This is a genomic window from Gemmatimonadaceae bacterium, assembly GCA_036273715.1.
Classification (GTDB): domain Bacteria; phylum Gemmatimonadota; class Gemmatimonadetes; order Gemmatimonadales; family Gemmatimonadaceae; genus JADGGM01.
In genome coordinates, this window is sequence record DASUHB010000006.1 from 1 (window position 1) to 6,318 (window position 6,318).

At 64.9% G+C, this 6,318-nt stretch carries 4 protein-coding genes; 2 read left to right on the forward strand and 2 right to left on the reverse strand.

Translation table 11 applies throughout. The annotated features are described in order from the left end of the window. Positions 1-3,000, forward strand: a 3,000-nt coding sequence (locus VFW04_00905; GenBank protein ID HEX5177861.1) for a hypothetical protein, incomplete at its 5' end; no start/stop codon positions are given. A 53-nt stretch (positions 3,001-3,053) separates the two neighbouring features. Here VFW04_00905 and VFW04_00910 read toward each other — a convergent pair. Both VFW04_00910 and VFW04_00915 read right to left on the reverse strand, forming a co-directional pair. Next, complete coding sequence (locus tag VFW04_00910) at positions 3,054-3,500, reverse strand: hypothetical protein (protein ID HEX5177862.1); 447 nt, start codon at positions 3,498-3,500, stop codon at positions 3,054-3,056. A gap of 6 nt (positions 3,501-3,506) precedes the next feature. Then, complete coding sequence (locus VFW04_00915) at positions 3,507-3,719, reverse strand: hypothetical protein (protein HEX5177863.1); 213 nt, start codon at positions 3,717-3,719, stop codon at positions 3,507-3,509. Between the two features lie 439 nt (positions 3,720-4,158). Here VFW04_00915 and VFW04_00920 point away from each other — a divergent pair. Beyond that, positions 4,159-6,318 (forward strand): hypothetical protein (locus VFW04_00920; protein HEX5177864.1); only part of this gene is annotated, 2,160 nt, incomplete at its 3' end.

The window sequence follows — 6,318 nt, forward strand, 5'->3', positions numbered from 1 at the left end:
GCCCAGGCGGCCGATTGGCCCGATACCGCCTGGCGTGCGATCGGCCCGGCGTCGTTCGGCGGCCGCGTCGATGACATCGAAGCAGTGGCCAATGACCCGCGCATCATTTTCGTCGGCGCCGCGAGCGGCGGCGTCTTTCGGAGCCGCGACAACGGCGTCACATGGGAACCGGTGTTCGACCAGTCGGGCAGCGATCTCTCGATCGGCGACATTGCGATTGCGCCAAGTGATCCGAGCATCGTGTGGGTCGGCACGGGGGAGGCGAACAATCGCCAGACGTCCACCTGGGGCGATGGCGTGTATCGCTCGCTCGATGGCGGCACGACGTGGCAGTTCATGGGCCTCAAGGACACGCAAAGCATCGGCCGCGTCGTGATCGACGCGCACGATCCCAACACGGTGTTCGTCGCGGCGGCCGGCCACCTGTTCGGGCCTAACGAAGAGCGCGGGCTCTACCGGACGAAAGATGGAGGCGCTACGTGGAAGAAGGTCCTCGGCGTCGATGCCAACACGGGTGTCATCGAGGTCGCGCTGGGCGATGACGGCCACACGGTGTTCGCCGCGACATACGAGCGGCGTCGCCGCGCCTTCGGTTTCGTGGGCGGCGGCCCGGGCAGCGGCCTCTGGCGCTCGCTCGACGGCGGCGACACGTGGACGCGCCTGACTAACGGACTGCCGACGGGCAACACCGGCCGCATCGGCGTCGCGATCGCCAAGAGCGATCCGCGCATCGTGTATGCGGTGATCGAAAACCGGAACGGCGGCGTATTTCGCTCGACGGACGGCGGCACGACGTGGACGCGCCAGAATCGCCTCGATGAGCGCGGCAACTACTACGGGCAGATCCGCATCGACCCGACGAACCCGAACAAAGTATGGCTCCCGCTGACATCGCTGCACGTGTCGATCGACGGCGGCAAAACGTTCACCGAAGATTCCGTGAACGTGCGCATCCATCCCGACAACCACGCCCTCTGGATCGATCCGCACCAGCCGGACCACATGATGCTCGGCAACGATGGTGGCGTATGGTTCACGTACGATGGCGCGCGCCACTGGGAATATGTGAACAACCTGCCGATCGGCCAGTTGTACGACATTGCCATCGACCACCGCGATCCGTATTGGATCTACGGCGGCTTACAGGACCTCGGCACCTTCACGTTTCCGAGCGGCACGCATTCGCGCGGCTCGCTCACAGATGTCGGTGTCACCTTTCTCGAGTATGGCGACGGCTTTCAAGTCGCGGTCGATCCGACTGACCCGCGCTTCGTGTACACGAACTCGCAGAATGGGCGTGGATACGTGGTGGACCTCGTGACCCGCGAAGAGCGGCGCATCACTCCCGTTTCGGCTGATTCGGCCGAGCCGTACCGGTTCAACTGGAACACGGCCATCCTCGTCTCGCCTAACGATCCGCACACGTTCTACTATGGCGCCAACAAGCTGCTCGCGACGACCGATCACGGCACCACGTGGAAGGTGCTGAGCCCGGATCTCACGCGAAACGAAAAGGATTGGAAGAAGGCGAGTCTCGGCGATGGCATCCCGCTGCGCGACAGCACGACGCCATCGCGCGACGACGGCACCGGCCTCTACGGCAACATCACGACGATCAGCGAATCGCCGAAGGCCGCCGGCACGATCTACGTCGGCACCGACGATGGGAACGTCCAGATGACCACCGACGGCGGCGCGCACTGGACGAATCTCACGTCGCGATTTCATTTGCGCGGGCCGCGATGGGTGAGTGCCGTCCGCGCATCGAAGTTCGATGCGCGCACGGCCTACGTGACGTTCGATGGACATTACGACGACGATCTCGCGCCCTACGTCTTCAAGACCACCGACGGCGGCGCGACGTGGACATCGATCGCTGGTGATCTTCCGGCTGGCACGCCCGTCAAGACGCTCACCGAAGATCCGCGCAATCGCAGCGTGTTGTTTGCGGGTACGGAGTTCGGCCTCTACTGGACGTTCGATGGCGGCCGGCACTGGCGATTCCCCGGCGCGACGTTGCCGCGGGTAATGGTCGATCGCATTCTCGTCGATGACAGCACCAACGATCTCATTTTAGGCACGTACGGACGCAGCGTCATCATCCTCGACGACATTCGCGCGCTCGAGGACTCGGCAACGGAAAGGGAGGGAGCGCGGTTGTTCCCGATGCGCACGGCCACCGAGTACTACCAGTGGCGCGACCAACCGTTGTCCGGCCTCCAGCAGTTGCTCTCGCCTAACACGCCGGTCGGGGCGTTGATCACGTATCGATTGGCCGACACTGCGGCTGGGCGCGATTCGAGCGTGCACATCGACATCACCAGTGCCGGCGGAAATCGCGTGCGCGAGCTGACCGGTCCGGGCGGCGCGGGCCTTCATCGCGTGCTCTGGGATCTGCACACGCAGTACGCATTCGCGCCCGCGCCCGACGACTCGGGCTTCTACGGTGCGCCGCGGGCGCCGTACGTGGTACCTGACGACTATACCGTCCGCCTCACGGCGGATGGCACGACGCTCACGCAAGTCGTGCACGTGCGGCGCGATTCTGCCGCGGTGACGACCCCCGATGCGCTGCGCGCGCGCGAAGACATGAGTGCCGAAATCGATTCGTTGACTCGTGCGTTCCGTGACGGCAAGCGTGCGCTCGCGGAAGTGGACACGGAAGTGGCACGCGCGCGGGCGCTGGTTGGGAATCGGAAGGGCACGGCCGCCGACAGCATCGTGAGTCACGTGTCGACGCTGCTGAGGGCGGTACACCGCGGGTTTGGCGAGTCGTACGGCACGACGATCGGCAACGCGTACGATCTGTTAGGCGGCCTCGAGGCGTCATCGGCGACGCCCACGGAGGCCGAGCAACGTACACTCGATGAGTCGAAGCGTCATCTCGTCGCGACGATCGGCAAGCTGAACGACATCATCTCGACCGAGCTGCCCAAGCTGCGTTCGGTGATGGCGCAGGTGGCCGCGCCGACGGTGAGCCCGGTGGCGCCGCCGCGGTGATACCGCCGGCCCCGCCACCATCGCCACGCCGCGATGGCTTTGTCGGGCGACAGCTATGCCTCGCCGAGCGCTTCGAGATCGGCAGAGTCCTTCGTGCGGCCGGCAGCTCGTTTGTTGGTCACAAACGACTGGCGTCCAAGAATTGGCACTGACACGCCGGCGATCACACCGTTCGTGCGATCGGACCAGGCTCCATCGAAGTCCACGCCGCTGATGGACGTGAGGATGTCGATTCTGTAGGGCGGCACGCCGAGCTGTGCGACCATGTCGGGCTTGCTGAAGTCCGCGGCGCTGATATTCAATTCCGTCGTGGGTGCACCAAACCGCTCGAGCGCCGTCATGAGGCGCGATGCGTTGTCATGATCCGGGCGCATCCAGACATCGAGATCGCCGGTCGCGCGCGGGACGCCATGCACGCTCAGCGCGTGAGCGCCGACGACCAGGAATTGCACATTCGCGGCCATGAGCTCGCGAAGAAAATCGCGGAAGTCGTCGATCACCGCTCGTCAGGGCCGACCTTGCTCGCGTAACGTGGTTAGGCGGACGGGCATGTGCCGCCTGTCGTACCGCGGGAAGGGACGTCCCGTTGCCAACCACGCGAGATTCGACAGTTCGGCCAGCATCTCGAGACGCTGGGCGACCGTCGCGCCGAGCCGCGCATCGCGCGCCGCGTCGCTCGCAAGCGGGACAATACGATAGGTCATGTCGCGGCGCTTCATGTGCGGAATATGTGAGGAAGAACCTCGGTCTACCAGGGGCGGGCTAGGTATGTCCGCGTATCGCCGACGCGTCTACTCGAAACGCGTTGCAGACGACAGGGTTCACACACGATAAGGCCATCCCCATTTGGCGACGCAACAGCCCGATCGCGACAGGCCGCACTGGTCTCTGACTGGCAAACGGCAGATGACCGCTGTCCGCAGCAGCCACGCCCTGGAGGCGCCTTCTGCCGAACGCGCGGCCACGCGAGCGTTAGGCGGACGCGACCGGCTTTTAGAGGGCATTCTCAAGAATTTCTTGAGAATTTCGCGAGAACCGGCGAGCGACGGCCGACCGATGCGGGCGTAAGGCAAAGCGGCATGGCAAGTTAGGCATTCAGCGGCGTCGGCCCACGGCGTGCATCCGGGCGAACCGTCTCCATTCTCGTGGAGCGGTGCCATGCGTGCGCGTCATCGGGTGGGTCTCATTCTGCTGTTGGCCATGCTGACGGTTACCGTGCTGACTGGCCGTGCGTTCGTCGCACGCGCGGGGCTCGCCATCGGCGGTGATGCGTCGACCAGGCTCCATCGCCCACGCACTCGCGGACACCGAACGCCGATGCTGAGCCTCTGCGGCAGCTTCGAGACGATCACGCCCTGTACGCTGTCGACGACCGTCTATGTCGGCGCGACGGACACGGTGGTGTTCGAGATCGATAACAACGGCAGCATGGACGATATCCTCGATGTCTTCTGCACCAAACCGGGGATTCTCTCCGCCTGCTCGGTGACCCCGGCGATCGACACGGTCAAGGTTGGGCGTTCGAAGCAGGTGAAGCTTATTTTCACCGGCGGGCCGGCCGCCGGGACCGGCGTCGCCGTCGTCACCGCCGAGGGCAACGTCGAGCTCCAGGCGACGGACACGATCAAGCTGAATCCGATCAAGGTGACGCCCAAGGGCGCGATCACGATGCCGCCGGACACCACCTATACGCAGAACTTCACGGTCAAGAACCTCGGCACCGTTCCGGACACAGTGACCCTCGCCAAGTCGTGCAGCGGAGTGACGTGCACTCTGCTGACGTCGAGTCCGATGGCGTTGGCCGCGGGCGCGTCCGGCACCGCGAACGTGAGCGTGACGACGATGGGCAGCGGGACCTCGGGAAGCGTGAGCCTGTCCGCCATTCCGCTTCATGGCATCGGCGGCGACACCGCGACGCTCGCGGTGACCGTGCCGGTGCCGTTGCCGCCCGAGGTGTCGACGGTGCCGCACAACGGGTACAACCACGCGACGGCGCTCTGCGCCTTGAGCTGTTTCAACGTGACCGCTGGCTACACGACACCGGCCTACACGAGTCTTGATGTGGCGCGCTCGGTGTCGCTCGTCTACTCGAGCGGCATGGCGTATCCGTTAGGCGTTGTCGCCGTTGACGTCAAAGACCGGAGCTTCGAGCTCGCCCAGCAGCTCTCGCTCTCGGCGGTGCGCGGCGGCGTGAACGAGACCTTCACCAACGGCACCACGGAGCTCTACGTCGCGCAAGGCGGTACGGACACGAGTACCAAGCGCCTGGCCGGGCAAGTCGCGACCGTCCTCGCCACCGGCATTTATCACGACACGACGATCATTAAGAGTCGCTGGACCAGCGGGTCGTACGCCGGAACGGTGACCCAGTTTCCTGTCGCGACGACGCTCGTGATCGATAACGAATCCTCGAGCCCCTATGGGGCGGGCTGGGGTATTGCCGGCCTCGAACACCTCGTTTTCACGTCGGACTCGCTGTCGCTCGGTATTACGGATGGGACGGGCGGTATGCTCCTCTTCACGCGGCCGACCAAGACCTCGCCATGGGTCGCGCCGTTCGGCGACTTCTCGACGCTCACGACCATCTTGAGTGGAGGCACGGTGACGAGCTATCACCGCACGAGCCCGGATGGCACGATCCTCACCTTTTCGCCCACCGGGTATCTGCTCACGGCGAAGAATCGCTTTGGCGACTCGACGCAGTACCACTACAACGGATCCAATCTGCTCGCGGCCGTGGTCGATCCGATCGGCGACTCCCTCACGTTGGGTTATACGAGCAACAAGCTGAGCACGATCACCGATCCGGGCGGCCGCGTGTCGCATTTCACGGTGGATGCGAGCGGGAACCTGACGACGATCAAGGATCCCACGAACACGACGACGTTCAGCGGTACCTATGACACGCACCACCGATTGACGCAGGTCACGGATCGCGGTGGCAACACGTGGCTCTACCGCTATGACTTCGCGAGCACCGTGGCGTCCGACAGCACGCCGGCCGTGCTCGCCGATGGCGCGACCAAGCGGTTAGGCACGCGGTTTCGCTCGACGCTCGCCGCCGAGTTGATTGATACGGCCTCGCACACCGGGTCCTCGGCCACGCCCGCGACGAGAGTGATTGCCGACAGCGTGTGGGCGCTTGTGAGCGCGCCGAGTGTGGACTCGGTCCGGACTAGGGTTGATGCGTTCGGGAATCCCCTCGTGACGGAGGATGTCGCGGCCCAGCAGGTGACGACGGTGACCCTCGACGCGAACTCACGGGCCACGGCCACCATCTCGACCTCGCATGGGCAGCTCGTGCACTCGTCGAGTGCG

What these genes read in the sequence shown, in the direction of transcription:
- VFW04_00915 (HEX5177863.1), bottom strand. Translation starts at nt 3,719, where the DNA reads ATGAAGCGCCGCGACATGACCTATCGTATTGTCCCGCTTGCGAGCGAC.